Origin of the sequence: Paenibacillus sp. FSL M8-0334, assembly GCF_038000405.1 — a bacterium.
Lineage (GTDB): Bacteria > Bacillota > Bacilli > Paenibacillales > Paenibacillaceae > Paenibacillus_AQ > Paenibacillus_AQ campinasensis.
The window spans coordinates 538,972-565,788 of record NZ_JBBOCH010000001.1 but is presented as its reverse complement, the minus strand read 5'-3'; the positions used below and the strand labels follow the sequence as shown (position 1 = coordinate 565,788).

18 protein-coding genes are annotated in these 26,817 nt (G+C 53.1%); 16 read left to right on the top strand and 2 right to left on the bottom strand.

All coding sequences use genetic code 11. The features are described 5' to 3' along the window. Nucleotides 1–38: 38 nt before the first annotated feature. The gene (gene kduI / locus MKX64_RS02500; protein ID WP_341035283.1) at nucleotides 39–872 is read right to left on the bottom strand and encodes a 5-dehydro-4-deoxy-D-glucuronate isomerase; all 834 of its coding nucleotides are present in this window, start codon (nucleotides 870–872) and stop codon (nucleotides 39–41) included. Nucleotides 873–1,139: 267 nt separating this feature from the next. Between kduI and MKX64_RS02495 the strand changes: the two genes are divergently transcribed. From MKX64_RS02495 to MKX64_RS02470, 6 genes are all read left to right on the top strand, one after another. After that, entirely contained in the window at nucleotides 1,140–2,024 is an 885-nt protein-coding gene (locus tag MKX64_RS02495; RefSeq protein WP_095397391.1) for a glycerophosphodiester phosphodiesterase, read from the top strand. A 714-nt stretch (nucleotides 2,025–2,738) separates the two neighbouring features. Then, the gene (gene araA, locus MKX64_RS02490; RefSeq protein WP_095262997.1) at nucleotides 2,739–4,226 is read left to right on the top strand and encodes an L-arabinose isomerase; all 1,488 of its coding nucleotides are present in this window, start codon (nucleotides 2,739–2,741) and stop codon (nucleotides 4,224–4,226) included. 106 nt (nucleotides 4,227–4,332) lie between these two features. Beyond that, the gene (locus MKX64_RS02485; protein ID WP_095397393.1) at nucleotides 4,333–5,412 is read left to right on the top strand and encodes a GntR family transcriptional regulator; all 1,080 of its coding nucleotides are present in this window, start codon (nucleotides 4,333–4,335) and stop codon (nucleotides 5,410–5,412) included. A 121-nt stretch (nucleotides 5,413–5,533) separates the two neighbouring features. Then, the gene (gene araD / locus MKX64_RS02480; RefSeq protein WP_095397394.1) at nucleotides 5,534–6,223 is read left to right on the top strand and encodes an L-ribulose-5-phosphate 4-epimerase; all 690 of its coding nucleotides are present in this window, start codon (nucleotides 5,534–5,536) and stop codon (nucleotides 6,221–6,223) included. A 73-nt stretch (nucleotides 6,224–6,296) separates the two neighbouring features. Next, entirely contained in the window at nucleotides 6,297–7,967 is a 1,671-nt protein-coding gene (locus MKX64_RS02475; RefSeq protein WP_095263000.1) for a ribulokinase, read from the top strand. A 140-nt stretch (nucleotides 7,968–8,107) separates the two neighbouring features. Next, nucleotides 8,108–9,283: a sn-glycerol-1-phosphate dehydrogenase gene (locus MKX64_RS02470; RefSeq protein ID WP_095397396.1), complete on the top strand. Its 1,176-nt coding sequence runs from the start codon at nucleotides 8,108–8,110 to the stop codon at nucleotides 9,281–9,283. 375 nt (nucleotides 9,284–9,658) lie between these two features. Here MKX64_RS02470 and MKX64_RS02465 read toward each other — a convergent pair whose 3' ends face one another. Further along, a complete protein-coding gene (locus MKX64_RS02465) occupies nucleotides 9,659–10,897 on the bottom strand; it encodes an S-layer homology domain-containing protein (RefSeq protein WP_176475442.1) in 1,239 nt (412 codons plus the stop codon). A 276-nt stretch (nucleotides 10,898–11,173) separates the two neighbouring features. On the opposite strand from MKX64_RS02465, the gene MKX64_RS02460 reads away from it, so the two are divergent. The 10 genes from MKX64_RS02460 to MKX64_RS02415 all read left to right on the top strand — a co-directional run bounded on the left by MKX64_RS02460 (nucleotide 11,174) and on the right by MKX64_RS02415 (nucleotide 26,815). Next, a complete protein-coding gene (locus tag MKX64_RS02460) occupies nucleotides 11,174–13,423 on the top strand; it encodes a helix-turn-helix transcriptional regulator (protein ID WP_341035282.1) in 2,250 nt (749 codons plus the stop codon). Between the two features lie 221 nt (nucleotides 13,424–13,644). Next, nucleotides 13,645–15,252, top strand: a complete 1,608-nt coding sequence (locus MKX64_RS02455) for an extracellular solute-binding protein (protein ID WP_341035281.1) — start codon at nucleotides 13,645–13,647, stop codon at nucleotides 15,250–15,252. 91 nt (nucleotides 15,253–15,343) lie between these two features. Next, on the top strand, nucleotides 15,344–16,246 hold the full coding sequence (locus MKX64_RS02450; RefSeq protein WP_095263006.1) for an ABC transporter permease: 903 nt from the start codon (nucleotides 15,344–15,346) through the stop codon (nucleotides 16,244–16,246). A gap of 67 nt (nucleotides 16,247–16,313) precedes the next feature. After that, on the top strand, nucleotides 16,314–17,189 hold the full coding sequence (locus tag MKX64_RS02445) for a carbohydrate ABC transporter permease (RefSeq protein ID WP_095263007.1): 876 nt from the start codon (nucleotides 16,314–16,316) through the stop codon (nucleotides 17,187–17,189). Between the two features lie 47 nt (nucleotides 17,190–17,236). After that, the gene (locus tag MKX64_RS02440; protein WP_341035280.1) at nucleotides 17,237–18,979 is read left to right on the top strand and encodes a hypothetical protein; all 1,743 of its coding nucleotides are present in this window, start codon (nucleotides 17,237–17,239) and stop codon (nucleotides 18,977–18,979) included. 45 nt (nucleotides 18,980–19,024) lie between these two features. Further along, entirely contained in the window at nucleotides 19,025–21,262 is a 2,238-nt protein-coding gene (locus tag MKX64_RS02435; RefSeq protein WP_341035279.1) for a glycoside hydrolase family 88/105 protein, read from the top strand. A 143-nt stretch (nucleotides 21,263–21,405) separates the two neighbouring features. After that, nucleotides 21,406–23,271 carry a 3D-(3,5/4)-trihydroxycyclohexane-1,2-dione acylhydrolase (decyclizing) gene (gene iolD / locus MKX64_RS02430; protein WP_095397400.1) on the top strand — a complete coding sequence of 622 codons (1,866 nt, stop codon included), beginning with the start codon at nucleotides 21,406–21,408 and terminating at the stop codon, nucleotides 23,269–23,271. A 121-nt stretch (nucleotides 23,272–23,392) separates the two neighbouring features. Beyond that, a complete protein-coding gene (gene iolE, locus MKX64_RS02425; protein ID WP_230875539.1) occupies nucleotides 23,393–24,313 on the top strand; it encodes a myo-inosose-2 dehydratase in 921 nt (306 codons plus the stop codon). 9 nt (nucleotides 24,314–24,322) lie between these two features. Beyond that, nucleotides 24,323–25,321: a 5-dehydro-2-deoxygluconokinase gene (gene iolC, locus MKX64_RS02420; protein ID WP_095397545.1), complete on the top strand. Its 999-nt coding sequence runs from the start codon at nucleotides 24,323–24,325 to the stop codon at nucleotides 25,319–25,321. A gap of 39 nt (nucleotides 25,322–25,360) precedes the next feature. Then, nucleotides 25,361–26,815: a CoA-acylating methylmalonate-semialdehyde dehydrogenase gene (locus MKX64_RS02415; protein WP_155617248.1), complete on the top strand. Its 1,455-nt coding sequence runs from the start codon at nucleotides 25,361–25,363 to the stop codon at nucleotides 26,813–26,815. Nucleotides 26,816–26,817 lie beyond the last annotated feature (2 nt).

Here is a 26,817-nt window from a genome sequence, read left to right as displayed (position 1 = left end):
TGAATTCTCATCTCTTCCGTCGGTATTGATGTTCCTCTCTATTGTAATTCCTTCATCGACACAGGGTCCATATCATCGTATTTTTTATTGTCACCGGCCATGCCCCAAATAAATGTGTAGTTGCTGGTGCCTACGCCACTGTGGATCGACCAGCTCGGGGAGATGACAGCCTGCTCATTGCGCATGACGATATGGCGCGTTTCCGACGGCTGACCCATCAGATGGAAGACAACCGCATCTTCCGGCAGGTCAAAATACATATAAGCCTCCATACGGCGCGGATGCGTATGAGCTGGCATCGTATTCCACATGCTGCCTTCCTTCAGCAGCGTCATGCCCATCACAAGCTGGGAGCTTTGGATGCCGTTCTGATGAATGAAGCGGTAGATGACACGGTCATTGGAATTTTTGAAGCTGCCGAGGGCGCTGGAGTCGGCTTCCTCCAATGTCGCCTTCACGGTAGGGAACTCCTTATGAGCCGGAGCCGAGTTAAGATAGAATTTGGCCGGATTATGCGGATCATGGCTGGTGAAGCTGACTTCCTTGGTGCCCATTCCAACGTACAGACATTCCTTATGGTTCAGCTCGTACGCGGTTCCGTCTGCGGTGACGGTCCCCGTCCCGCCAACATTGATAATGCCGATTTCTCTGCGCTCCAGGAAAAAGCCGACACCAAGCTCCTTCAGATCGGTCTCCAGCTTGACTTCCTCCCGGACCGGCAAGGCACCGCCGATAATCAGTCTGTCTTCATGCGTAAGGACAAGCTCAAGCTTATCAGCGGTAAACAGGGTCGGGATATGAAATTCCTTGCGAAGCCGAGCCGTGTCGAATTGTTTCACTTCCTGCGGATGTGAGGCATAACGTCTTTCCATAATGAAGATCCTCTCCTTTGGAACTGATTTAGGTTCATATATGTACAAATTACTCCATTTAGGTTCATTTTACAAGATAATATTTAGAAAATGAACTCAAAAAGAGGGGGGGGCATGCGTTGCTTGCGTACATTCAGGCTAAGCAGTGCCTGTAAAATGGTGCTTCTCTCTTGCTTCTGCTGCAGGATTCAAATGATGACTGCTTGGAAAAACTAAATATAGCTGCACAGATCGGTACTTCTTATGGAAGGCGGGTGAGAGAAGCTTATGAAAAAAACATTACTGCTCATCGTGCTGGCCCTTGCCGTCTCCGGGTTACGCATCACATGCAACGCCATTTACGGATCAGGGATTCCGGTCCATCGGTTGGAGTCCTGGACAACAGCCGTAGAGCGCGGGCTGATGACGATCGCACATCGCGGAGCGTCCGGTTATGCTCCGGAGAACACAATCGCTGCATTTGATCAGGCGGTGAATATGCGGGCGGATATGCTGGAGCTTGATGTTCAATTCAGCCAAGACGGCCATGCCGTCGTCATTCATGATCCGACGGTTGACCGGACCACGGACGGGAAGGGAGCTGTTCAGAGCCTCACATTGGCGCAATTGCAGCGTCTGGATGCCGGAAGCTGGTATGAAACGTCTTTTCGCGGAGAGCGGATACCGACGCTGGCGCAGGTTCTTGAGCGGTACGGTGGGGAGGTCGGACTGTTGATTGAAGTCAAGGAAGCGGTCGCCGCAGAAGGAGTCGAGCGGAAATTAGTGGACATTTTGCAGCCGTATATGGCAACGGGCGAGGAGAATCGCCCCCGCGTCCCGCTGGTTGTACAGTCTTCGGACACGGCTTTTCTTGAGCGATTGCACAAGCTTGCGCCGGAGCTTCCGCTTGGTGTCGTGATTACGCGTGCGGGAAGATTGTCGCATGACGATATATTGGGTTATGCCCAGTATGCGGACTATATCAGCTTGCCGATCCGGCTTGTGAATAAAACGTCGGTGGGAAGGATTCATCAGATGGGATTGAAAGCCTTCGTCTGGACGATGCGGAATATACTGCAGGTGCCGTTGGTTGTGGAAGCCAGCGTTGATGGGATCATTACTGACTTCCCGGATATGGTGCCGACCCATATGAGAACATACAGTGAGCCTTAGACTCAATTGTTAGAGGATGGAAGGAGGCGTATTTTAGAAGCAGACAGTTATTCAAAGAGGTAGATGGTAGATGTGAAAATGTATCCTCAATATGTCGCGTCATATATCTGTTATATAAAATTACGTATAAAGATACTGATAACAAATTTCAAGCAGAATAAAAGAATGAAATGAAGAATTTGAGTGAATTTAATTTACATAGGCAGTATTTTGTTATAATATAAAATAAATTTACGTCAATGTAATTGACACAAGAGGTTGGCGGTCATTATAATAGATGTTAATTAGCAGGTATATATGGTTATATATGGTTATGTGTGGTTATGAATACGTGGGAAGGGAGGAGCGGATCGCCAATGGAGAAACGGAGTGTCATTATTAAAGGTTGGGCCTCGATTGTGTTGTGCATGATCTTAGTGTCAAGCCGTAGGTTAGAGCAGGAAGCTTCCCCAGGCAGCACGAATCGAGATCCCGATCGTACGCTTAATGCATAACGGTTAACTTGGTTATATGAATCTGAGCCCCGAGCGTCAAGCCGGGGTTGTTTTATTTGTCTTCATGCAGTTTATTGTGACAGAGGATCTTGATCTTTTATGCTTCCAGGCTTACAATATAGTCAACCAACTTGTACGTACAAATTTGTTATATATACATTGTTATAATTATATGTATGTACAAGATAAAGGCAGCAATTATACAGGAGGCGTCGTAATTATGGAATTGAAACCGCATTCTTTTTGGTTTGTCACTGGAAGTCAGCATCTGTACGGCCCGGAAACGCTGGATCAGGTTGCAGAGCATTCTCGAATCATTGCATCTGAGTTGGCTAAAGATTCTGTATTTCCGTACCCGATCGTATTCAAACCGATCGTCACGACATCTGATGAAATTTACAGCCTCATTCTGGAGGCGAACAACGATGAAAACTGCGCGGGCATTCTAACCTGGATGCACACGTTCTCTCCGGCCAAGATGTGGATCGCCGGATTGTCTCAGCTGCAGAAGCCGCTGCTTCATTTTCATACACAATTCAATCGCGATATTCCGTGGGAAACCATTGACATGGACTTCATGAACCTGAACCAGTCAGCCCACGGGGATCGCGAATACGGTCATATCGGGGCGCGGCTCGGCATCGCCAGAAAGGTGGTTGTCGGTCACTGGGAAGATGCGGAGGTCCGGGGCAGCATTGCCGGCTGGATGAAGACGGCTGCCGCATATGCGGAAAGCCGCAGGCTGAAGGTGGCGCGGTTCGGCGATAATATGCGTCAGGTTGCGGTAACGGAAGGGGATAAGGTTGAAGCTCAGATCAAGCTGGGCTGGTCCGTGAATGGTTATGGCATCGGGGATCTGGTACAGGTGATGAACGAGGTTAGCGATGCGGAAGTGAAGGAGCTGCTGGACGAATACGCCGAGCGGTACACGCTGACGAAGGAAGGGCTGACCGAAGGTCCTGTCCGGAGCTCGATCGCTTATCAGGCCCGCATTGAACTGGCGCTTAAGCGATTCCTGGTGGAAGGCGGCTTTGGCGCGTTTACAACGACCTTTGAGGATCTTCACGGCATGGAGCAGCTTCCCGGCCTTGCGGTGCAGCGCCTGATGGAGGCCGGCTACGGCTTCGGCGGGGAAGGCGACTGGAAGACAGCGGCACTGACGCGCGTGCTGAAGGTGCTTGCGAACAACCAAAGCACATCCTTCATGGAAGATTACACCTACCATTTCGAGCCTGGCAATCATATGATTCTCGGTTCTCACATGCTGGAGGTGTGTCCGACCATTACAGCTGAGAAGCCGAGCATCGAGGTTCATCCGCTTGGCATCGGCGGAAAGAGTGACCCGGCCCGCCTCGTATTCAACGGTCAGGACGGTCCTGCAGTCAATGCATCTTTGGTTGATCTGGGGCATCGTTTCCGTCTGCTGGTTAACGTGGTGGATGGCGTCAAGGTCGAGAAGCCGATGCCGAAGCTGCCTGTAGCTCGCGTGCTGTGGAAGCCGCAGCCGTCGCTGCGTGAATCGGCCGAAGCCTGGATATTGGCCGGAGGTGCGCATCATACGGTGCTGTCGTATGCGATTACCGCAGAGCAGTTGGCGGATTGGTCCGAGATGGTAGGTATCGAGTCCGTTGTCATCGACAAGGACACGAACATCCAGCGGTTCAAGAATGAGCTTCGCTGGAGTGAAGCCGCCTACCGTCTGAGCTAAACGGATCTGTCAGCATTCGCCCGGCCTATGATACAATAACGAGATAACTTTGCAATTTTTATCCTGACTTTTACGATTCGTAGGGCTAGAGGTGGATGATAAATAGATGAGCAGACGGATTCCGAAGTATATGGCATTAAAAAACGAGCTGTTGTCCTGGTTCGAAGCCGGAAGGCTGGAGACGGGCAAGCAGGTTCCCTCCGAGCATGAGATTGCGGAGCAGTTCGGCGTGAGCCGCCAGACGGTTCGGCAGGCCTTCGGCGAGCTGGAGAAGGAAGGCTGGCTGGAGCGAATTCAGGGGAAAGGGACTTTTGCGCGAAATCCGAAGCGGCGGGAAAGCGAGAAGGTAAAGACGATCGGCATCATTACGACGTATATCTCCGACTATATCTTTCCCCATATCGTACGGGGCGCAGAGGCGGAGCTGCGGAGCAAGGGCTATCGGCTTCTGCTGTCCAGCACGGACAACAACAAGGAGAAGGAGATGGAGAGCCTGCGGCTTATGACAAGCCAGCCCCTGAGCGGCCTGATCATTGAGCCGACGAAGAGTGCGGAGGGCAATCCGAACCTGGGTTATTTCCTGTCGCTGCAAGAGCGCGGGATTCCCTATTTGATGATTAATGAAAAGTACAGGGAGCTGGAGTGCCCCTGCCTTAAAGTTGACGACGAATCCGGCGGTTACATGGCTGCCAAGCATATGCTGGAGAAGGGACATACCTCCATTGCAGGCTTTTTCAAGCGAGATGATCTTCAGGGCGTGAACCGGTTAAAAGGGTTCTTGCGGGCACATCGTGAAGCAGGAATATCCCCGGCTCCCGAGCGAGTAATCACATATACGACGGAGCAAAAGGCGGATCTTCCACTTAAGCGGGCTGTGGAAATGCTGCGTCTTCCAGCCGAGGGTCGGCCGACGGCAATGGTGGGCTATAATGACGAGCTGGCTGTTCTTCTGATGCAGGCCGCATCACGGTGCGGGCTGCGAATTCCGGAGGACGTGTCCATCGTCGGCTTTGACGATTCCTCGCTGGCATCGGGCTTGAAGCTTACAACCTTGACGCATCCGAAAACGCAAATGGGGGAAATGGCAGCCAGACAACTGATTCAGATGATTGAGCAGGGCGGAGTGTTTGAGGACACCGTATACCTGCCTGAATTGGTAGAGCGGGAATCTGTCGCTCGGCGTTAAGCAGCAGCTGTATCGCTAAAGGGTGGCGGCGAAGGGAATGGCCGCCCCGAAGCGAGCCAGAGGTCCTGTACTTGTACGTACAACTATGACCTGTGTTAAGCGCGGAGAGGAGCGATGTTTCATGTTGGAGGCATTGAAGGAGCAGGTGCTGCAGGCGAATCTGGACCTGCCTAAATACGGATTAGTGACATTTACCTGGGGCAATGTGAGCGGCATTGACCGAGAGCGGGGCTTGTTTGTCATCAAGCCAAGCGGCGTGCCGTACGAAGAATTGAAGGCAGAGGACATGGTGGTGCTTGATCTGGAGGGCAATGTGGTGGAAGGGCATCTGAAGCCGTCCTCCGATACACCGACCCATCTGGTGTTATATCAGAATTTCAAAGAAATCGGCGGCATTGTTCATACTCATTCTCCTTGGGGAACGAGCTGGTCCCAGGCCGGGCGAGCCTTGCCGGCATACGGAACAACACATGCGGATTACTTCTATGGCGAAATTCCGGTGACCCGTCCGATGACCCGTTCGGAAATCGAAGGCGCTTATGAGCTGGAGACCGGAAAGGTGATCGTTGAACGGTTTGCCGATCTTGATCCGAATCAGATGCCGGGCGTTCTCGTGCATTCGCACGCCCCGTTCACATGGGGCAAGGATGCCCATAATGCCGTTCATAACGCAGTCGTTCTGGAGGAGTGCGCCAAAATTGCGGCGAGAATGCTGCAGATCAATCCGGACAGCCAGCCGATGGATCAGGTATTGCTCGACCGGCATTTTCTAAGAAAGCATGGGGCGAATGCGTATTACGGGCAAGGCTGAGCCGCAGCCTATCGTTATGCTCGGGGAAGGGAAGCTTGTGAACTTATAAGGAACTGACGGGGAGGAATGAAAGATGGGGAAGAAGTATACAATCGGCGTCGATTACGGCACACAGTCCGGCCGAGCCGTGCTGGTGGATCTGTCCAATGGGATGGAAGTGGCGGATCATGTGACACCATATCCGCATCATGTCATCGATGAGTATTTGCCTGGCTCTGGCCGCAAGCTGGAATACGACTGGGCGCTTCAGCATCCGGGAGATTATTTGGAGGTGCTTAGAAACTCCGTGCCCGCTGTGCTTAAGGAATCGGGAATCGATCCGGAGAGCGTGATCGGCATCGGGATTGATTTTACCGCTTGTACGATGCTGCCGGTGGATGAGCAAGGCGAGCCGCTGTGCTTCAAGCCGGAGCTTGCGGATCATCCGCACAGCTGGGTGAAGCTGTGGAAGCATCATGCAGCACAGCCGGAGGCAGACAAAATCAACCAGATTGCAGCAGAACGAGGGGAGAGCTTTCTGCCGCGCTACGGCGGGAAAATTTCGTCTGAGTGGATGATCGCAAAAATCTGGCAGATTCTTGATGAAGCTCCGGAAATATATGAGCGTACCGATATGTTCTTGGAGGCGACAGACTGGGTGATTGCCCAGATGACCGGGAATATCGTTCGCAACAGCTGCACCGCAGGTTATAAAGCGATCTGGCACAAGCAGGACGGATATCCAAGCAAGGATTACTTCAAGGCGCTCGATCCCCGTCTGGAAAATCTGACAGACACGAAGCTGCGGGGCGAGGTGATTCCGCTTGGTACGAATGCAGGCGGCTTGACCGCGCCGATGGCCGAGATGATGGGCCTGAAACCTGGTATTGCCGTTGCGGTGGGCAATGTCGATGCTCATGCAGCCGTTCCGGCCGTCGGTGTGGTTACGCCAGGCAAGCTGGTTATGGCGATGGGAACGTCGATCTGTCATATGGTGCTCGGAACCGAGGAGAAGCAGGTTGAGGGCATGTGCGGCGTGGTGGAAGACGGAATTATTCCCGGGTTGTACGGGTATGAGGCTGGTCAATCGGCGGTCGGAGATATTTTTGAGTGGTATGTGAATGAGTCGCTCCCGGCCTATGTGGCCGAAGAAGCTGCCAAGGAAGGCATCGGCGTCCATCAATGGCTGGAACGAGAGGCAGCGCGCTACAAGCCAGGCCAGACAGGGCTGCTGGCTCTGGACTGGTGGAACGGTAATCGCTCCGTACTGGTGGATACGGATTTGACCGGCATGATGCTGGGCATGACCTTGCTTACCAAGCCGCAGGAAGTGTATCGTGCGCTGCTGGAGGCGACCGCCTATGGCACTCGCAAAATTGTGGATGCCTTCCATCAGAATGGCGTAGCGGTTGATGTCCTGTATGCCTGCGGAGGGCTGCCGCAAAAGAACCGGCTGCTCATGCAAATTTACGCGGATGTGACCAATCGTGAAATTATCGTGGCCGATTCCAAGCAGACACCGGCGCTTGGAGCGGCGATGTTCGCGGCTGTCGCGGCCGGCGAAGAGGCGGGCGGGTACGCCTCCATTATCGACGCAGCTGCGAGCATGGCGCGCGTGAAGGAAGAAACCTTCAAGCCGATTCCGGAGCATGTGGCCGTATACGAGCAGCTGTACCAGGAATACAGCAGACTGCATGACTATTTCGGACGCGGTGAGAACGATGTGATGAAAAGGCTGAAGCGAATTAAACAAGCAGCTGAATGATCATCATGTGACCGGATAGGTGACTTAAAAAGGTGAATCAATTGAAGCGGTGATTCGTTTGAAGGCTCTTGAAGCAGGCTTCCTGAGCTCGGGATCGGGAAGCTGCTCCATCAGTCAAGCGAAGGGAGGAATAGACGGTCATGTCAGATGCTTTAATGAATGCACGGCGTCTGCTGGAGCAGATGAAGCAGCGGGGAACGGCATTTCACGGACTGGAGCTGATGCTGCTGGAGCGCGGGGCACTTGCCCAGGTGGGAGGCTATTTACGAGAGCATGGTCTTGCCCAGCCTGTCGTGGTCGCCGATGCTCACACCTACAAAGCGGCAGGCAAGGAACTGCTCGGCCGCTTGAAGGATGAAGGAATTGACGTCCGACTCATTCTGATTGAGCCAGACGCCCAAGGCGACGTGGTGGCTGATGAACGCTCGCTGATGCAGCTGTTTATCGAAGCGGCGCCAGAGAAGACGGGATGTCTCATTGCCGTCGGATCAGGCACGATTCATGACATTACCCGCTTTGTAAGCCATCGGAGTCAGCTGCCCTTCCTGTCGGTTCCGACCGCACCGTCTGTGGATGGGTTTACTTCGGCAGGGGCTCCGATCATTGTGAAGGGGGTTAAGCAGACGTTTCAGGCTTCGGCGCCAGCAGCGATATTTGCGGATCTGGACGTGCTGATGAAAGCCCCGCAGTCTCTGGTGGCTGCCGGCTTTGGTGATATGCTGGGCAAGTACACCTCCCTGTTTGATTGGAGGCATTCATCCTCCATCGGTGGCGAGCCTTATGATGAACAAGTAGCGGCGATTACGGAAGCGGCGCTGCTGGCCTGTGTCGAGCATGTCCAGGACATCGGACAGCGTTCGGAGACGGGCATCCGCGTGCTGATGACCGCGCTGATCGAGTCCGGGATCGCCATGCTGTTGTTCGGGCAGTCCCATCCGGCATCCGGGGCAGAGCACCATCTGTCTCATTATTGGGAGATGGAGTTCCTAAGCGAGGGCAGACGAGCGCTGCTGCATGGCGCGAAGGTCGGTGTGGCTGCCGCAGAGATTTCACAGCTGTATCACGATGCGGTCGACAGCGGCATTTTCCCTTATGCAGAGCCGGAAGGGCTCGCACGCCATCGGGAGCGAATTCAGGACTGGCTCACCAAGGTGCCTTCGCCGGACCGGCTTCGTTCTTTGCTGAAGCAGGCCGGAGGGCCGTCCACCCATGAAGAGCTGGGGATCGAGGAGAAGCTGGTGCAGCGCAGCCTTCAGGAGGCGCACACCTTGCGGAACCGCCACACCCTGCTTCGGGCGCTGAATGAAGTGAGATAATACCTAAGACAATCAGACCTCATGCTTGGAAGGGACCACAGGGATGTCCTGTACCTCTTTTCCAGTGGCATGAGGTCTTTTTTGGCTGTGACTCTGATGAACTTTAAACAGGTAGAATTTTTATTCGGAAAGATAAGTGTCTTGATAGGATTTAAGCTAGCTTTAGCCTAGATCTCATATATAATTCGGTTTATCAAAATCTGTGACTGTATATGTATTGTATATATGTATTGAAGTCATCGGTGTAACATCAACGACTAGACCATTATCTAATGCAGCACTTACTGAATGAACCCCAAGGATAGAAACGGTTAAGAAGCTCATCAAAAGAGAGATAATAAGATAGCTAATCCTCTTCATTTATACACGTCCTTGTCATTGTGGCGTATACGGGAGCCCAAACATAACCAAAGTATTACCGCTCCCCAATTCTCCGCCATTATCCCCTAGATATCTGTGCATCCAGAAACGACGGGGAACGTCTTTTTTAAAGAAACCCGTGGTCAGAAAGTTGTCTCTCTCTGGCAAAACAGTTATACCGTATTTGGAAATAGTCCCACTTTCAAATCCAAAACCTTGCGTAAAGTTGTACAACGTGGAACTCGGGAAAGCTGCATTGCTTAAGGATGTGTTATCATTTGGAACTACTGTAACCTCAAGGAAAGTGTTATACGCATCATCAAATATTGGCCAGGAGAAATCTTTATCAACAAACATTTTCCCGTACAAATTTTTTGAATTTTTCGACGAATCAGCATCCACCACAATCATGCGGTGAACCGTCATCATACCTCGGTTGTACATCATTTTGTATGGCTTATCCTTAATACGGTCAAAGCTTGTCTCCTTATCAGTCCCAGAAAATTTACGGTACCTATGCGGCGTGGCTGTCGTCAGATTTGTGCCGGTCAGACCGACTTCGCGCATCTCTCTCAAGTCCTGAAATTCTTCCGGATCTTTATTCTGAACGTTTACGTATCTCGCCAGGATGACGGCCACTTCGGCGCGTGTTGTCGTTTTCCCTGGCCCAAACGATCCGTCCGGATAACCGGCCATCAGCCCCGTACCAAGCGCGACGGAAACATAAGGATAGTCTGCTTTATTCAACCCGCCTTTGAAATACTCGGCCACCGGCACGAGCGTGTCTTTGGTATCGGATAGCGCCTGCTTGAAGTCGTCATTCTTGGCAGCCAAACCAGACGCCATCCACTTGGCCATTTCTCGTCGTGTCAAAGCCGTGCCTGGTTTAAATCCGTTTTTGTAATCCGCAGCTAAAATGAAGCCCTTCGTGGTGGCTTGCTGAATCGCAGATTCCGCCCAATGGCCTTTAATGTCTGGATAGGTTCCCTGGCTGCTCATACTCTCGTTATTAGACACTCTGGCCATCAATGCAGCAAACTCCGCTCGGGTAATATTCGCGTTGGGACGGAAGGTTCCGTCCCCATAACCTTTGAAGTAGCCCTTTTTCACGGCAGAATCGATAGCGCTCTTGGCCCAATGGTTCGCAGGCACATCTTTAAATCCCCCGGAAGCTTGCACTTCATGGACGGGAATCCCTCCGACTGTAGTAAGCGCGATTATACCGGCTAATAGTCCTTTGATCAGTTTTTTCATAAATAAAGCGACTCCTTTTATTAACATCTTTCCTAATATCAATATATCAAAATGAATTCGAATTCGTCGAACCCATTATAGATCACCTAAACGAACAGACGGCGGTGCTGAATCCGTGATGCAGGAGAGAGATCCGGGAGATTTACTTTCGTTTCTCGTTGACGAATTTGAAGGTCGTCTTTTACAATACCGAGGTAAGCGCTTTCTTTTACGGTGACTAAAAAGTGTCGGTTAAGCATGGCAAGTCCACAGGCGTTTGAGGATCGGAGGGGTGAAATGAAAAAGAACTGGTATCGGCGAATGTTATTATCTTATTTCCCTATTTTTTTCGTAACGATGGCTGTGCTCATATTCATTTTTATTATTGTCGTAAGTGATATTTCGTACAAGCAAACGGTCAAAGCCGACCGGATCACGACCGATTACGTGGTAGGCCGGCTGAGCAGTTCGCTCAAAGGAATTGAATTGGACGTGCTGAAGGAAATCGAAAAAAATAAACGTTACGAGGATTTTCTGAACGTGGCGCTTACCGAGCAGAACAGCCAGATTATCATTGACGTGGCGGGCAGCTTGCGCGAGCTGGTAGCCAGCGACAGCTTGATTCACTCGATATACATTTATCGCATTCAAGACGAAAAGGTGCTGACACGGAGCGGGCTCGTGGACTCGGACAGGTTCGCCGACCGCTCCTTCATCGAACAAGCGTTGATCAGGCTGGATACCCGAAGCTGGTCACCTATCCGAAGCTATAGGGAATTCGGCTTGGACCAGGAGAAGCAGGTTGTCTCCATGTATAAAAGGGAACCTCTGCCCTTCGGCAATGATGGCCTGGTGGTCATCAATATTGATGTCTACGCTGTAGAGCAGATGATTCGCTCGATGAACAGCAATGAGGTTTCCTTTCTGGATGTGCGGGATGCTTCGGGAGAGCTATTGTTTTCTACCCGTTCAGCCGATGCAGGCAAGGATGATCAGCAAGGGAAAGTTGTGAATCGGATCACGCTGGATTTGCTCGGCTGGCAGTTTGAGAGTGGCATTGCGGCCGGTCACCTATTTTTATGGGTATCGCTTATTTCTTATATATGGGTAGTAATCGGTATCGTTACGGTTGTGCTCGCTTTGATCTACATCGTGTTTATTACGAAAAGAAATTATAAGCCGATTCGAACGATGATGAGCCGGATTGAGTCGCTTCACGAACGGGAGGATGCGCCGAGTCTAAATCGGGATGAGATGGCCCTGATTGATCAAACGCTGGAGAATCTGATACGTCAGGCAGCCGATTTTGAGAAGCAGCAGCGGGAGAATCTGCTGGTTAGCCGGCGTCAACTGTTCTATGACATTATGCTGGGCGAGAAGCTAAGCAGGCTGGATGAACGCTTGAAGAAGCTCGGGGTGCATCCTGATATGGAGGATCCTCAGTTGGCATTCGTGGTGGTGGAGATCAGAAACTACCATGATTTTCGCAGCACATTCTCGGAGCGGGACCAGCGCACGTTGAAATTTGCCTTAACCAATGTGCTGCAGGAGCTTGCTCAAATGGAGGGCATGTATTGCTGGGCGGAATGGGTTGCCGAGGAGAGGATGGGCATGATTGTTGGCGTAAGCAACAGTCGTTCCTCCGCGTTACATCATATCAAAGGGTTTGCGGATAAAGGAAGGGAGTGGGTTGAGCAGCATCTGCGCTTTTCTCTCTTGTTCTGCATCGGGCAGCTGGAGGTGGATTGGCAGCATATGAAGCGTTCCTATAAAGCAGCGGAGGATGTGCTGCAGCATAAGTTATCGCTCGGGAAAGAAGCGATTATGATCAGCGAGGACTTGCCGGAGGCGTCGGACCGCAGATGGTATGAATATGTATTAATCAGCTCGGAGTTGGTGAAGGAATTTCGGCATCTGGACGGCGAGTGGCGCAACTGCATGGAGAGGCTGTTCGAGCAAATGAAGAAGGATTGCTTGAAGGATGAGGACATTCGTACGGTGCTGCAAATGATGATGGATATGCTGGGATATGAATTGTCCTCCATGTCTGATGATTTATATGGCCATCTTAAGAACCCGAAAATGGTCACACAGCTGAATGCTGATGGAACGGCAGGATCGCTGGAGGATTTAAAGGCATGTTACTTCGAGCATTTAACGGAAGTATACCGCTTGTACGTGGCGCACAGCGAAACGAAAAACCATCGTGCGATGATCGGCGAGATCAAGGCTTATATCGAAGAGAATTTTGAGAATCCAGACCTGTCCCTGAAGCATTTAAGCGACCGGTTTCATATTTCCCCGAAATACGCCAGTTATTTGTTCAAAGAAGAATTCAACCTGAAATTTGTTGATTTTATCGTGAAGCTGCGAATGGAGCGGGCACAGCAATTGCTTGCTGAAACCAATGAGACGATACAGAATATTTCGACTCAGGTCGGCTACGCCAATTCGATTACGTTTGGCCGCGTGTTCAAACGAGTGGTAGGTGTTACGCCGGGAGAGTACCGGAGATTGAAGATAAGGCCCGACAAAACCCGCCATTGACAGCATTTCATGAAAAAAGTTTATTGCGCGAATCCGCTTTATCCCACCACTGAAAAGCTAAATCCACAACAGTTTATCGCTTTGAAACAAGTTTATTGCCGCTTTATCCGGTATCATGCCATACTTTGGTCATTCCGAAGAGACCGACAACCACGATTATGAAAACGCCATCATTCATGGGCTCGTCGGATGAACATCATATCGAAGAAGGGGATGGTAAGATGCTTGGAAATACAAAAAGAAACGGGATGGCGATGGTTTCTGTCATTCTAGCGGTCCTGCTGCTGTTCACGGCCTGCTCGTCAAATTCAAACTCCAATGAGTCAGGCGGATCAAGCGGGTCGGAATCCGGACAACGGGTGACGCTCAAGATCGAAGTGTTCGATAGAGGAAACTCTCCAGCAGGGTCCACCATCACGGACAACTACTTGACAAGATACGTTCAGGAGAACTTCGGCGATCCCAACAATATCGATGTTGAATTCGTACCCGTACCCCGCTCCGAAGAGGTGGAGAAGCTGAATGTGTTGATGGCAAGCGGCAGCGATGTGCCGGATATCGTGTTCACGTATGATACGAATACATTTAACCGCTATGCTTCACAGGGAGGCTTGACCGATCTGGCTCCGCTGCTGGAAGAGCATGCTCCGAATTTAACGGCTTTCCTCGGTGAAGACATCCTGCAGTACGGCCTTTATGAAGGCACACAATACGCGGTTCCGGCCAAGCGCTCGCAAGTCGGCAAATATGCTTCCTTTATCCGCCAGGATTGGCTTGATAAGCTGGGGCTTGATGTGCCGAAAACGACAGAGGAGCTGTATGAAGTGCTGAAGGCTTTCAAAGAGAAAGACCCGGGTGAGACGGGGGGACAAGTCATTCCGTTAGCCATGACGGTGGCAAATGCCCAGTATGAGCCGCTGATCTGGTCTTTCATCGAGCCGCTCACGGAAGAACAGAGCTACACGCTGACGCAAACACTCGGCTCCAATGATTATCCGACCCTTCTGCCAGGCTTTAAGGAAGCGCTGCAGTTTATGAATAAGCTGTACAACGAAGGATTGATGAGCAGGGACTTTGCGCTGGATACAGATAAGAAAAAGCTAGGCGAGGACGTTTCTTCAGGCAAAGTAGGCTTCTTCAGCGAGGACGATGTTAATCCATTCTACGAGAACGGCATGTATGCTACTTTGCAAAAGAACGTCCCAGGTGCCACCTTAGCTGCGGTGGATGTCTATTTAAATCCTGAAGGCAAGTATGCCAAACCGATGTACAATCCGAACGGCATGTATATTATGGTGCCGAAATCGAGCAATCGTGCCGTTGAAGCCATCAAGTATCTCGAATGGATGGCCACCGACGATCACCTGTTCCACATGCAGAACGGCGTTGAAGGAGAGAACTACACGATGGTAGACGACGTTCCCGTTGCGATGGAGAATCAAACGGAGGAAGCGCTGAACCGCCTGTACAATAGTGGCGACATGGCGATCATCTCCAACGGCAAGCAGCTTGGAAGCGAGGAGCTGAATCTGAGAGCGAGAGCGATGCAATTCCCGAAAGAATATCAGGATATTGTAGCGATCGCGCAGGAGCTTGCCAATACCGATCTGATTGAGCCGGTGGTCCTGAGCAGACCTATTGAAGCCCAGACGAAATACGGGACAACATTGCAGGAGAAATTCAAAGAGATGCTTGTAAAAACAACGATGGCAAAGCCGGACCAATTCGACAACGTGTATGAAACGATGATGAAGGATTATATGGCAAGTGGAGGACAGGCGATCCTCGACGAGCGCACAGCTGTCTATCAAGAGATGCAGTCCAAATAAAGTCAGGTTTGGTCATAACGGGAGACTGAGCTCGGGTGATCTCTCGATCTCTCGTCTCCTGTGTGAACCAATCGCATAGGGAGGGGCCGCTGTGAGTTCAAAAGTATATTTCCGCAGATATTGGCAGCTGTATGCGCTGGTTATGCTGCCGCTGGCATTTTTCATCATATTCAAGTACGGTCCGATGTACGGGATCCAAATCGCGTTTAAAGACTTCAACTTTTTCCAAGGGATCCAAGGAAGCGAATGGATCGGGTTCGAGGCATTCCGAGAAGTATTTGGCATGCGGGACTTTTACCTTACACTTCGCAATACGCTGATGCTCAATTTTCTGGATTTAGTCGTCTCGTTCCCGGCACCGATCATATTGGCTATTCTGCTCTACGAGATGAGGACCGTCTGGTTTAAGAAGCTATCCCAAACCATTCTGTATATCCCTCACTTTATATCCTGGGTGATTATCGGCGGTATCGCTGCCCAGGTGTTCGGCACACAGTCCGGCATGATCAACAATGTTATCACTTCACTGGGATATGAGGCTATACCATTTCTCACAGAGAAAAATATTTGGCTTGTGACGTACTTACTGATCGGTGTATGGCAAAGTGCGGGCTGGGGAACGATCATCTATTTAGCGGCGTTGACCGGCATCAATAGAGAATTGTTTGAAGCGGCAAGCATCGATGGCGCCGGCAGAATGAAACGGATATGGCATATTACGCTCCCGGGTCTCAAACCGACGATTGTTATGCTGCTCATTATTAATCTGGGGCATCTGATCACGATCGGCTTCGATCGCCCGTATGTGATCGGCAACTTGGCCGTACGCGAGTACTCTGATGTATTAAGCACCTTTGTATATCGGATTGGTCTTCAATCCGGCCAATATACGCTGGCTACCGTCGTTGGCTTATTTCAGGCTGTCGTAGGGCTGGTTATGGTTCTTTCGGCCAACTATATCTCCAAGAAACTCACGGACGAAGGCATTATGTGAGGGGAGCGGGATACGGTGAAATGGCTGCCAATGCAAGGGATGATTTACTGGAAAGGAGCGGACGTCTGTGAGTGAGCAAACAGCCAATCGCGTGTTCAATACTGTCAATTTTATAGTTTTAACGATCGCCACACTGCTGTGTCTGGCTCCATTTATTCATATATTAGCAGTTTCCTTAAGCTCACCAGGACCTATTCTATCGGGAAAAGTCAATCTGATTCCGGTTGAGATTAATTTTGAATCCTACAAGCAGGTCTTTACCGATTCTTCGATGATCCGTTCCCTTGGCTTCACGGTGATGCTGACCACTTTATTCACAGTGCTCTGCATGATCATGACCATCGCGGCCGGGTATCCATTGTCGAAGAGAAAGCTGAGGGGGCGCAAGCTGCTTATGACCGTCGTGGTCATCACGATGTTCTTCAGCGGCGGCATCATACCGGAGTACATTCTGGTCCGCAGTCTGAATTTGCTTGATACGATCTGGGCGCTCGTGCTGCCCGGTTTGATTAATCCGTTCTATTTAATCATATTGATCACCTTCTTTAATAATATTCCCGAGAGTCTGGAGGAGTCTGCGGAGATCGACGGCAGCAGTCATTTCCGAACGTTAATCGGCATTATCCTTCCGCTGTCACTCCCCGTCATCGCCACGCTCAGCCTGTTCTATGCGGTGGGACGGTGGAATGGATTTCAAGATACGCTCATGTACATCAACAGTCCGGAGCTGTACCCGCTGCAGCTGAAGCTGTATCAGCTGATCCAGAATAACATGATTACCGATCTGCTGGCGGCGGAAGGAGCGGGAGCTGTCGCGAAGCTCGTGCCCGAAGGATTAAAGGCGGCAAGCGTCATGTTTGCTACGGTTCCGATTCTGCTTGTGTACCCGTGGCTGCAGCGTTATTTTGTCAACGGAGTCATGATTGGCGCAATTAAGGGATGACATGACCAGCGTTACCGTGACATTTATAAGAAAGTGTGGGGAGATATGTGGCGATATATGACAAGTTAGTTGCAGCGAATGATGAATTCGCACAGATGGCGATGGAGCATCAGGTGCTTGATAAGGAAAGCCGCTTCCACGGAGGCATCGTTGATCCGGCAAACGGCTTGGCCTGGCCGAGTCACGGCGGAACACCAAAAGATATGGCAACCTGGGCCTGTGCCCTCGTGAACAAGGATTCCCGATTTTATCACGATGATGAGCTGGTGCATCGTTTGGAACTGGCTGCGGAGTTTATGCTCCGGTCCCAGCATGAAGACGGCTCGATTTCCCCGCCATGGACCAATCTTCATTCCCCGCCGGACACGGCCTTCGTTGTAAGCGGGCTAGCCCAAGTGTATGCGCTGCTGAGCAGCCATGCTGACCGATATGAGCGGCTACAGAAGGTGGTGGCGGATATTTATACGTTTCTGGAGCGAACGATTCCCGTTCTGCTCACGGGCGGATGCCATACTCCCAATCACCGATGGGTGATATCCTCAGCGCTCGGATTTATGTATAAGCTGACAGGGCGGAAGGAGCTAAAGGCCAGGGCGGAAGAATGGATTGCGGAAGGAATGGACTGTACGGAGGATGGGGAATGGACAGAACGAAGCAACGGCATTTATAACGCGGTCAGCAATATTGTGCTGTATTATGCTGCGGAGCAGCTGGAGCGGCCCGAGCTGCTCGAGCCGGTGCGCCGGAATCTTAGGATGATGGCCTATCTGGTCCACCCGGACGGAGAAGTGGTCACCGATTATTCCGGACGTCAGGATTTTGGGCATGCGCACGATATGAGCGGATATTTCCTCTGTGCCAAGCTGATGGCTCACCGCGATCAGGATCCGTTATTCGAGGCGCTTGCTGAGCTGGCGGGCCGGTCGCTTAAGCATCCCGGCGGGTTGCCCAATCATGCGCTGCTCGGGCTGCTGCGCTATCCGAAGCTGCTTGAGTCCACCGTAGAGGCAAGTGCCTTGCCTGACTCCTACGGCGTAATTCTTAACGGCGGATTCGCACGGGAACACTACCTGAGCGGGATGGAAGCCGCCGGGCATCATGGCCGGATTTATCACAGCAAGCTTCATCCTGACTTTGGCGCTCCGATTGCCCGCTATCGACGCGGAGCGACTAGCACGACCGTCATGACAGAGACGAACTCGTTCTTCGCGCTGCGCCATGGCGCTGTACGGCTGCTGGGGGTTCAGATTGCGTCGTCCTTCGGTCCAGGCTTCGTCAGGCCGAGCCGGTTGGAGACATTAGATCAGGGTGTTCGTTTAAGTGCGCTTGAGAAAAAAGGATATTACGGCCCCGTTTCTAAGGAGGACCTGCCCGAAACGGCAAGCGGGCTTGTCAGCCCTTGGTATTTGCTGCCGCATCATTTGCGGAAGGTGACCCACGAACAGCAGCATCAGGTTGAAATCATGCTGGAGGAAACCGAACGAGGCTGGAGCATTCGAGTCCGCTGTCAAAGGGAGGAGCCGATTTTGACACAAATTTCATTTGTCCTGGGCAAGGAAGGCGTATTGGCTGGCGGAGATCTTGAGCAGATCGCGGGCGAAACGTACTTTTGGAAGCAAGGGCCGGTTCGTTTGGCAGCAGGAGCGGATTGGATTGAACTTGAAGGCGGCGCATATGAGCATTGGGCCATGGGCATCAACAATGCCGGTTACCCGGCCGATTACCGGACACTGCTTGTGAACGTGCTTACGCCTTATGACCAGACGTTCGAATTAAGACTATCTCGTTAATGGGCATGCCTTTAATTCACGTGAAGGATGGGAGGAGAGAGACGCATGATCGGGTACGTAGAGGAGAGGGAAAGCGCCCGTTATTGGTTCGGGAATGAGGATGAACGGATACTGGAACTCGTGGCCGGACGCTATATGGGGGCGAACCCTCCGGTCCCATTTGCCCTGCGGGCTTTTTCGAAAGCGGGGATATTGCAGAATAGGGACGGCTTATATGACCTGGATTTTTCCGAAAGGCTCCCGCAGGCGGAGGAAGGCGACTATGTGTATGCCTTCGGCCTCGTTTGGAGCGAGGGCGAGCGATCGATTGATGGTGTCATGGAAGTGCTTGGCCCCGTGCGGCTGTTCGTGAATGAGAAGCTGGAGTATCGCTCGACCGTGGTAGACGAGCTTGACCCGAACGCGCGGATCAAGGTGCCTTTGACTTTCGGTTATGGGTGGAACTCGCTGCTGATTGAAGCGAGAAAGACGGCGTCTGGCTTCGGCTGCCGGTTTGGCGCCGATGAGGCGAAGGTGCGGATCATGCAAGTGCTCGCCCCATTCGCCGACCGGAAGGGCAGCGCGGGCTGGGTGTATTCGGAGCCGGTCAAGTCTGCCGATTTCGGTGAGGCCGGTCAAGCATTTCCGGATTGGCGGAAATCGGAAGCGGATAGTGGACGGAAGTGGCTGCCTGCTGTCCAGTGGCAGTATCGCGAGCTGGCGCTGCCGAACCTGGAGCGCATGTACGGCCGCCCGGACCGTACCGCCGCCGGTTACGGCTGGAGTTCCATCCGCGTGCCGGCCTCGGCAGCGAAGCTTGAACTGAGCGGCAGGAGCTATGGACCTGCTCAAATCTGGCTGGACGATCGGATGGTGGTCCGTGTTGCGGAGAGCGGCGCGTTTCGGGCAGAGATCGACGTTACACCTGGCGTGAACCAGATATTGGTCCGGGCAGTATCTTCACACGACGGCTGGGGCTTCGAGCTGCAGGCAGCTGCGCAGGGACGCACCTTACCGTTGTCCCAACCGGTGACGGTTCACGGGAATACGAGTCCGTGGCTGTACCTGGCTCCGCTGCCCGTTGAGGCGACGTACACGCCAGCTCAGATCCGCTCGATCCAGTCCCCTTTCGCCGGTCTTGACGGCTTCGTATATTGGACTGTTGACGCGCCGTCCACGCGTGTTCGGCCCTACTATGAGAACGCCATGTTGAGTAACAAATGGACGACCGGAGGGGCAACCAACTATGGACGGTGGGATTATCCGCTTGGCGTTACGATGTATGGCCTGCTGCGAACGGCACAAGCATTGGATCGCCCGGATATGGAGAAATATGCGCTGTCCCATATCGAAAGCTGCGCGCAGATGTATGAATATTCGCTGTGGGATCTAGAAGAGTATGGCTTTCCGGCGATCAACCATCAGCTGGTGCTGATCAAGATGCTGGACAATTGCGGTTCCTTCGGATCAGCGATGCTGGAAGCTTATCTCTCAGGAGGCCAGCCCGAATTTCGGAAGATCGCGGACACCATCGCCGATTTTATGCTGACACAGCTGGAGCGGCGGGAGGATGGAGCGTTCTATCGCTTGTGCGAAGGAGAGTACTCCGCAAACACGATGTGGGCTGATGACCTGTATATGAGCGGACCGTTCCTGATTCGTTATTCCCAGGCGACGGGCGATCCTGCGGCGATCAATGAAGCAGCGAGGCAGTTTCTGCTGTACCGGCGTTATTTGTTGATGGAGGATCAAGGCGTGATGTCCCATGTCTATGATTTCAAATACGGGAAGCCCACCCGCATTCCATGGGGTCGCGGCAACGGCTGGGTACTGTTCTCGCTGAGCGAGCTGCTTGAGCGGCTGCCGGAGGATCATAAGGATCGTGAAGATTTGCTCGCCATGTTTCGGGAGCTGAGCGCAGGAATTGCAGCACTGCAGTCGGACTCAGGGCTGTGGCATCAAGTTCTGAACCGTCCTGACGCTTACTTGGAGGCGTCGTGCACTGCCATGTTCGTATATGCCTTTTCGCGAGGGGTGCGTATGGGATGGCTGGATCGAACGGGCCCTTACGCCGAAGCAGCTATGAAAGGCTGGGAGGGGCTTGCCAGGCATGCGATCGACCTGCAGGGGAATGTGCACGGTGTATGCAGCGGCTCCAGGTACTCCTATTCACCTTATTACTATATGGATGATTTGCGGACCGTGCTGAATGATAACCACGGTATCGGGATCGTGATGCTGGCCGGCGTTGAAATTATGCAGCTTAAAGCCGCGCTGATGCGATCAGCGGATGAACGCTCTTGACGCAGTCGCTTTTTTGATGACAGGGACAACATATTTTCCACGGATTCAGGAATATAAATATTCATCATATGGCTGGAGCTGGCCGTATGATTCTTCAGCGAGTTAAGCGCTTAACCCAATAATCGTAAGGGGATGAGTTCACAATGAAGACAAAGACTGTTCGGCTGACGATGGCCCAGGCGCTTCTGCATTTTCTGGATAACCAATATGTCGTGCTGGACGGAGTGGAAACGAAATTCGTCAGAGGAATCATGGGAATCTTCGGGCATGGCAATGTGACGGGAATCGGTGAAGCGATCGAGCGGGAACAGACAGGGCTATGCTACATCCAGGGCAAAAATGAACAGGGCATGGTGCACGCTGCAGCGGCCTACGCCAAACAGAAGCGCCGCCGGCAAATTTATGCATGTACAACCTCAATCGGCCCAGGCGCGCTGAATATGGTCACTGCGGCAGCGACAGCCACGGTGAACCGGATTCCGGTGCTCTTGCTCCCTGGCGATAATTTTGCCTGTCGCCAGCCCGATCCGGTGCTGCAGCAGCTTGAGGTGCCTGGGGACTATACGGTATCGGCAGCGGATGCTTTCCGCCCAGTTAGCCGGTACTGGGACCGGATCACCCGTCCCGAGCAGCTGATGAGTGCGGCGCTGCAGGCGATGCGGGTGTTGACCGACCCTGCCGAGACCGGTGCGGTGACCCTGGCGCTGCCTCAGGATGTGCAGGCCGAGGTGTACGACTATCCGGCCGAATTCTTGCGTAAGCGCATTCATGTTATAGACCGCAGGCCTCCTGCACGGGAAGCGATCCAGCGCGCCAGCGAACAGATCGCCGGCAAACGCAGGCCGCTGATCATTGCAGGCGGCGGCGTCCACTACAGCGAAGCCGCTTCCGAGCTTATGGCTTTCGCGGAAGCATTCGGGATTCCGATCGCTGAGACCCAGGCAGGCAAGAGCGCCATTTCCTGGAAGCATCCGCTCAGCATGGGCGGGATCGGGGTGACGGGAACAGCTGCAGCCAACCGATTAGCACGAGAAGCGGACGTTATCATTGGCGTGGGGACCCGGTACTCCGACTTTACGACTTCCTCCAAGTCTGCCTTTGGAGACAACGCCGTGTTCGTGAACATCAATGTGAACGGCATGGATGCGGTGAAGCTGGACGGCGTATCGATTGCGGCGGATGCGAGGGAAGGGCTTGAGGCGCTCCGAGAGGCTCTATCTGAACGAGCCTATCAAAGCGGGTATGCCGCTGAGGAGCTGGCTGATCTGAAAGCAGCGTGGGATGGGGAGGTTGACCGGTTGTATGAAATCGAATGTGCTGAGGGACTTTCGCAAACCCGTGCGCTTGGCATCATTAACCGCAGCCTGACGGAGAAGGATGTGGTGGTGTTCGCGGCGGGAAGCCTCCCCGGGGATATGCACCGCTTGTGGCGGGCCGCGCAGCCGGGCACCTATCACGCGGAATATGGTTTTTCCTGTATGGGTTATGAGGTCAGCGGAGCGTTTGGTGCGAGCCTCGCCGAGCCGGACCGCGAGGTATACGCCGTCTTGGGAGATGGAAGTTACTTGATGCTGCACTCGGAGCTGGTGACCAGCCTCCAGGAAGGAACGAAAATCACCGTCCTGCTGTTTGACAACCACGGCTTTCAGTGCATTCACAATTTGCAGCGCAGCCACGGAAGCGACGGGTTCGGCAATGAGTTTCGCCGACGTGTGCCCGGAGGCAATCTGACAGGCGAATATATGCCCATCGACTATGCCGCTCATGCGCGGAGCATGGGAGCCAAAGCTTATACGGCAACAAACGCGGAGGAGCTTCAGGAGGCACTGGTCAAGGCGAAGCGTGAGGCGATATCCACGCTGATTGACATCAAGGTGGTGCCTGGCACCAATACCGGGGATTATGAATCGTGGTGGAGGGTTGGCGTGCCGGGGGCATCGTCCAGCGAGAAAGTGCTTGCTGCGCACCGGGAAATGCAAAAGCGAATTGAGCAAGCGAGGCCTAGATAAGGATGTGCTTGTCCATAGAGCTGCTGCAATAAGCGCAAGTGGAAGCCTGAAGGAGCTCATGCTGTTTTGTGATTTCACACCACGAAGTCGTCATTTTCAAATATGAGGAGGCTGGCGGGAGATGCGAAGAGGCTTAAAGATGAAGCTGGGCATTCATCCGATTAACTGGGTCGGCGAGGACGTCCGCGAGCATGGGGATAACACCACCTATGAAGAGATTATCGATGATATTCAAAGACTGGGGCTGACGGGAACGGAAATGGGCCGCAAATTCCCGAAGGAGACGGATGTACTCAAGCAAACGCTGGTAAGCCGGGGGATACGTCTGGTTTCTCAGTGGAAGTCGGTGCTGTTCTCCGATCCGGCGTATCACCAAAGCGAGTTAGAGGCGTATCGGCTGCATGCTGCTTTTTTACATGAAATGGGGAGCACGGTCATCAGCACGGCGGAGGTAGGCGGCTCGCTTCATTTCGACCCGCGCCGGACGCCGAATGAGAAGGAAGTAATCCGGCTTGATGAAGCCGGCTGGGAGGCTTTGGCGGAGGGACTGAATGCTGCTGGGCGCATCGCCGCGGAATACGGGATGAAGCTGGCTTACCATCATCATGGCGGGACTGTGGTGGAAAGTCCGGAAGAAATCGACCGTTTAATGGCGCTTACGGATCCTTCGCTGGTGCACCTCTTGTATGATACAGGCCACGCTTATTATGGCGGTGCCGATCCGCTGAATCTGCTGCAAAAGCACTACGACCGGATCGCTTATATCCACTTGAAGGATGTGAGGGACGCAGTTTTGGAGGAGGCCCGCCGGGAGGGTGCCGATTTTGTGACCTGCATCCGCAAGGGGGTCTTTACGGTACCGGGCGATGGCTGCATTGATTTTGCCCCGATTATGGCGCTGCTCGTCCAGCGCGAATATGATGGCTGGGCGATGCTGGAGGGAGAGCAGGATCCGGCGCTCCATCCCCCGTACGAGTATGCGCGGCGATCCCTTGAATATTTAAAGGCATGGCTTCCGGCCAGCAGGGAAGGAGAGGAGTAGATGGTCACGATGAGCACACTGGCATTTGATTTCAGCAAGCCGGTTGATTTTGTTGCGATCGGGCGGCTGTGCATTGATCTGAACGCCAATGAGATCAATCGGCCGATGGAGGATACGGTCACTTTCACCAAGTATGTCGGCGGCTCGCCGGCTAACATCTGCATCGGAATGTCGCGTCTAGGGATGAGCACCGGTTTTATTGGCAAAGTGTCAAATGATCAGATGGGGCGGTTTATTACGCGATATTTACAACAGAACAGCATCGATACCCGCAATGTGGTAACCGATCATTCCGGCGCTGTCACCGGACTCGCTTTTACAGAGATCAAAAGTCCGACAGACTGCAGCATCCTCATGTATCGCGACAATGCCGCCGATCTGCTGCTGACGCCGGGCGAGGTGCAGGAGGAGCGGATCGCCGAGGCGAAGTTGCTGCTCATCTCCGGCACGGCGCTGGCGAAGAGCCCGTCACGGGAGGCGGTGTTCCAGGCGCTTCAATATGCGCGAAGGCATGGGGTTGTCGTTGCTTTCGATCTGGACTATCGGCCGTACACCTGGAGCTCTGATGAAGAGACAGCGGTTTACTACAATTTAGCCGCAGAGTACTGCCATATTGTGATCGGTACGCGCGAGGAATTTGATATGATGGAGCGTTTCGAATCGAATCCGGACAAAAGCGACCGGGTGACGGCCTCCAAATGGTTCGATTATCGGGCTGAAATCGTTGTGATCAAGCATGGAAAGGAAGGCTCGATTGCCTACACCAAGGACGGATCAAGCCACCGCGCGCGAAGCTTTAAGGCGCAGGTAATCAAGACGTTTGGAGCTGGGGATTCGTATGCCGCGGGGCTGTTATACGGCTTGATGAAGGGCTGGCCGATCGAACGCAGCATGACTTACGGCAGCGCGGCGGCGGCGATCGTCGTGTCCAGCCACAGCTGCTCGGATGCGATGCCGACAGCCCGGCAAATTGATGAATTTATAGAATCCAGCCAGGCAGATGAATAAACAAGTCCAAGAGCTAATAATCGTAGGGGAGCGTGTACCATGGCAACAGAAGCAACGAAGATCAAAAACTTGATTGGCGGACAGTGGACGACCTCAGTTTCAACACACACACTGCCGGTTGTTAATCCGGCAACAGAGGAAGTTCTCGGTTATGTGCCTTTATCGACAAGAGAAGAGCTGGATGCTGCGGTAGCCGCGGCGAAGGACGCGTTCAGTACCTGGAGTCAGACGGCGGTGCCGCGCCGGGCGCGCATTCTGTTCAAGTATCAGCAGCTGCTTGTGGAGCATTGGGAGGAGCTTGCGCGCATTGTCACGACCGAGAATGGCAAGAGCTACGAGGAAGCTTACGGTGAGGTTCAGCGCGGCATTGAATGCGTGGAATTTGCAGCCGGTGCCCCCACGCTGATGATGGGCAGACAGCTTCCCGATATCGCCACCAATCTGGAATCGGGAATGTACCGCTACCCGATCGGCGTTGTCGGCGGCATTACGCCGTTTAACTTCCCGATGATGGTGCCATGCTGGATGTTTCCGCTGGCGATCGCCTGCGGCAATACGTTCGTGCTGAAGCCGTCCGAGCGGACCCCTCTCTTGGCCAATCGCTTGGCCGAATTGTTTATGGAGGCCGGCCTGCCCCCAGGCGTCCTGTCCGTTGTACACGGTGCGCACGAAGTGGTTAACGGCCTGCTGGAGCATCCGGATGTGCGGGCCATTTCCTTTGTGGGTTCCCAGCCGGTCGCCGAGTATGTCTACAAGACCGGCGCGGCTCATGGCAAGCGGGTTCAAGCGCTGGCAGGCGCGAAGAACCATTCCATCGTCATGCCGGACGCCGATCTCGATGCTGCGGTGAAACAGATTATTAGCGCGGCCTTTGGCTCGGCCGGGGAACGCTGCATGGCTTGCGCGGTTGTGGTGGCTGTCGGCGAAGCGGCGGATCCGCTGGTGACCAAGCTGAAGGAAGCGGCAGATGCAATCGTGATCGGCAATGGCCTGGATAAAGGGGTGTTTCTGGGTCCCGTTATTCGGGACGCGCATAAAGAACGAACACTACAATACATCGAAATCGGCGAGAAAGAGGGCGCTCTGCTGGTTCGCGACGGACGCAAGGATGCAGCCACGGACGGCACAGGCTATTTTGTCGGACCCACGATTTTCGATCAGGTATCTTCCGACATGAAAATTTGGCAGGACGAGATTTTTGCTCCGGTGCTTTCGATAATCCGGGCGGATACGCTGGACGAGGCGATCGCGATCGCGAACAAGTCCGAATTTGCGAACGGTGCTTGCTTGTTTACGAAAAACGGCAGCCATGTCCGGAAGTTCCGGGAAACGATCGATGCAGGCATGCTGGGCATTAATCTGGGGGTTCCGGCGCCGATGGCCTTTTTCCCGTTTTCGGGCTGGAAAAATTCGTTCTACGGTGACCTGCACGCGAACGGTCCGGATGGCGTTGAGTTCTATACCCGCAAGAAAATGGTTACGGCGCGTTGGTAGGA